2 protein-coding genes and 1 pseudogene are annotated in these 2831 nt (G+C 73.4%); all 3 read left to right on the plus strand.

From position 1 onward, the window contains the following. Positions 1–481, plus strand: a pseudogene (locus G3I40_RS21560) (hypothetical protein); the annotation flags it as partial. Positions 482–602: 121 nt separating this feature from the next. After that, on the plus strand, positions 603–1709 hold the full coding sequence (locus G3I40_RS21565; RefSeq protein WP_164303781.1) for a DegT/DnrJ/EryC1/StrS family aminotransferase: 1107 nt from the start codon (positions 603–605) through the stop codon (positions 1707–1709). Continuing rightward, entirely contained in the window at positions 1706–2734 is a 1029-nt protein-coding gene (locus tag G3I40_RS21570; protein WP_164303782.1) for a Gfo/Idh/MocA family oxidoreductase, read from the plus strand. The genes G3I40_RS21565 and G3I40_RS21570 overlap by 4 nt, the downstream gene beginning before the upstream one ends. Positions 2735–2831: the final 97 nt, after the last annotated feature.

Genomic DNA, 2831 nt, shown 5'->3' on the forward strand with positions numbered 1-2831 from the left:
GGGCCTGGTCGCCGTCGCCTTCCTGGCCCAGCTCCCGCAGCAGGAACGCCAGCGCTCCCCGCAGGCCCGGCGCGACGACCTCGGCGCGGTGGCCCGCATGCTCGGGGCCCAACTCCAGCCCGGCGACCCGCTCTTGTACTTTCCGAAGACGGGACGCCGTTACGTGGAGGCGTACCCGGCGTCGGTCGCGGGCCTGCGTGACGTGTCGCTGCGCGCGTCCGGTGCCGCCTCCGGCACCCTGTACGGCCTCGACGTCCCGCCCCGCGAACTCGCCGCCCGCATGGACTGCCTGCCCCGCGTCTGGGTCCTCTACGACGCGGAGGCCGGCTACCCCGGCTGGCACACCGGCTCCACCGGCGAACGGGCCAAACTCGCGCTGCTGAAACGGGACTTCGTGCCGTTGACGCAGGTGCGGCGCAAGAGCGGGCTGCTGGTGCTCTACGCGCGGGTGGGTGGGGCCGCGCCGGGGTGCGCTACCTGAGCCGAATGAGTGACCTGTGGCCGTACGGCACAACTCGGCCCGATGAACTCCGGTTGAACCCTTCCGTCGGAGCCGCCCCCAGTCTTCGGCCGGGGCACCCCCACGGAAGGGTCACATCACCATGCAGACGTACGACGGTGCACCATCGATCCCGGCGGCGAGCCCGGTCATCGGTGACGCGGAGATCGAGGCGGCGGTGCGGGTGCTGCGCAGCGGCCGCGTCGTCCAGGGGCCCGAAGTGGCGGCGTTCGAGGAGGAGTTCGGGGCCCGGGTGGTCGACGGCGCGCACTGCGTCGCCGTCAACTCCGGCACGTCCGCGCTGCAGCTGACCCTGCTGGCACTCGGCATCGGCGCCGGCGACGAGGTCATCGTGCCCTCGTTCTCCTTCGCCGCCACCGCCAACGCCGTCCGTCTCGTGGGCGCCGAACCGGTCTTCGCCGACATCGACCCGCAGACGTACTGCGTCGACCCGCGTGCGGTGGCGGCCCTCGTCGGCCCCCGTACGGCGGCGATCATGCCGGTCCACCTGTACGGCCATCCCGCGGACATGGCCGAACTGACCCCGCTGGCGCAGCGGCACGGGCTCGCCGTCGTCGAGGACGCCTGCCAGGCGCACGGGGCCGCGCTGGACGCCCGGCCGGTCGGCGCGCACGGCGTCGCGGGCTGCTTCAGCTTCTACCCGACCAAGAACATGCACGCCCTCGAAGGCGGGATGGTCACCACGGCCGACGCCGAACTCGCCCGCACGCTGCGGCTGTTGCGCAACCAGGGCATGGAGCAGCGGTACGCCAACGAGATCGTCGGCGCCAACATGCGGATGACCGACGTGAACGCCGCCGTGGGACGCGTCCAGCTGGCCGGCCTCGCGCAGGCGACCGAGCGCCGCCGCGCCCACGCCAAGCGCCTCGACGCGTTCCTCACCACGGACGCGGTGACCACCCCGTTCGTCGCCGACGGGGCGCGGCACGTCTACCACCAGTACACGGTGCGGGTGGCGAACGGCCAACGCGACCTCATGCAGAGCAAGTTGGCCGAGCGCGGCATCGGCAGCGCCGTCTACTACCCCACCCCCATCCACCGCCTGGCCCCGTTCTGCACGGGCGACCAACTGCCCGAGACGGACCGGGCCGCCGCCGAAGTGCTCTCCCTCCCCGTCCATCCGACGCTCACGGACCGTGAGGTCGAGCGGGTCGCGGACGCCGTCAACTCCGTTGCGGGGCAGCTGTGACGAACCGACTGAGGGCCGGACTGGTCGGCCTCGGCGCCATGGGCCGCAACCACGCCCGCGTCCTCGGCCTCCTCGATGGCGTCGACTTCGTGGCGGCGACGGACCCGATGGCCGGCGGACCGCTGCCGAACGGCGTGCCGGTCCTGCGCACCCTCGACGAACTCCTCGCCCTGCGCCTCGACTACGCCGTCGTGGCCTGCCCCACCGCGCTGCACGAAGAGGTCGGCATGGCCCTGGCCGCGCACGGCGTGTGCGCGCTGATCGAGAAGCCGCTGGCCCACTCGGTGGTCGCGGCCCGCCGCCTGGCCGACGCGTTCGAGACGGCGGACCTCGTCGCCGGAGTCGGGCACATCGAACGCTTCAACCCGGCCTTGCAGGGCCTGCGTTCACGCCTGGAGGCGGGCGAGCTCGGCGAGGTCTTCCAGGTGGTCACCCGCCGCCAGGGACCCTTCCCGCACCGCATCGCGGACGTCGGCGTGGTCAAGGACCTGGCCACGCACGACATCGACCTCACCGGCTGGGTGACGGGACAGGACTACGCGTCGGTGTCGGCCCGCACGCTGTCCAAGTCGGGCCGCGCGCACGAGGACATGGTCACGGTGACGGGCGACCTCGCCGACGGCACCCTCGTCAGCCACCTCGTCAACTGGCTCAGCCCGCTCAAGGAGCGCTTCACGGCCGTGACGGGCGAGCGCGGCTGCTTCGTCGCGGACACGCTGACGGCGGACCTGACGTACTACGCGAACGGCGCGGTGGCGACCGAGTGGGAGGCGATCGCGGCCTTCCGCGGGGTCAGCGAGGGCGACATGATCCGCTACGCGACACCCAAGCGGGAGCCGCTGCTCGTGGAGCACGAGCGGTTCCGGGACGCGGTGGCCGGCAAGGGCGCGACAGGCATCGTCTCCCTGCGCGAGGGCCTGCGCACGGTGGAAGTGGCCGCGGCCGTCCTGGAGTCGGCCCGGGAAAGGGCATCGGTCCGACTCCCCGCGGCCCGCACGGTGACTTCGCCACCGCCCAGGGCGTGACACCGGGGCCACGGGCCTCCGCGCAGGCGGCCCGAGCCCCGGTGCGGCCGTCCCGCCGGACCGGGGCCCGTGGCCGTCAGGCCGTGGCCGCGGCCAG

The organism is Streptomyces sp. SID14478 (assembly GCF_010548525.1).
Taxonomy (GTDB): Bacteria; Actinomycetota; Actinomycetes; order Streptomycetales; family Streptomycetaceae; genus Streptomyces.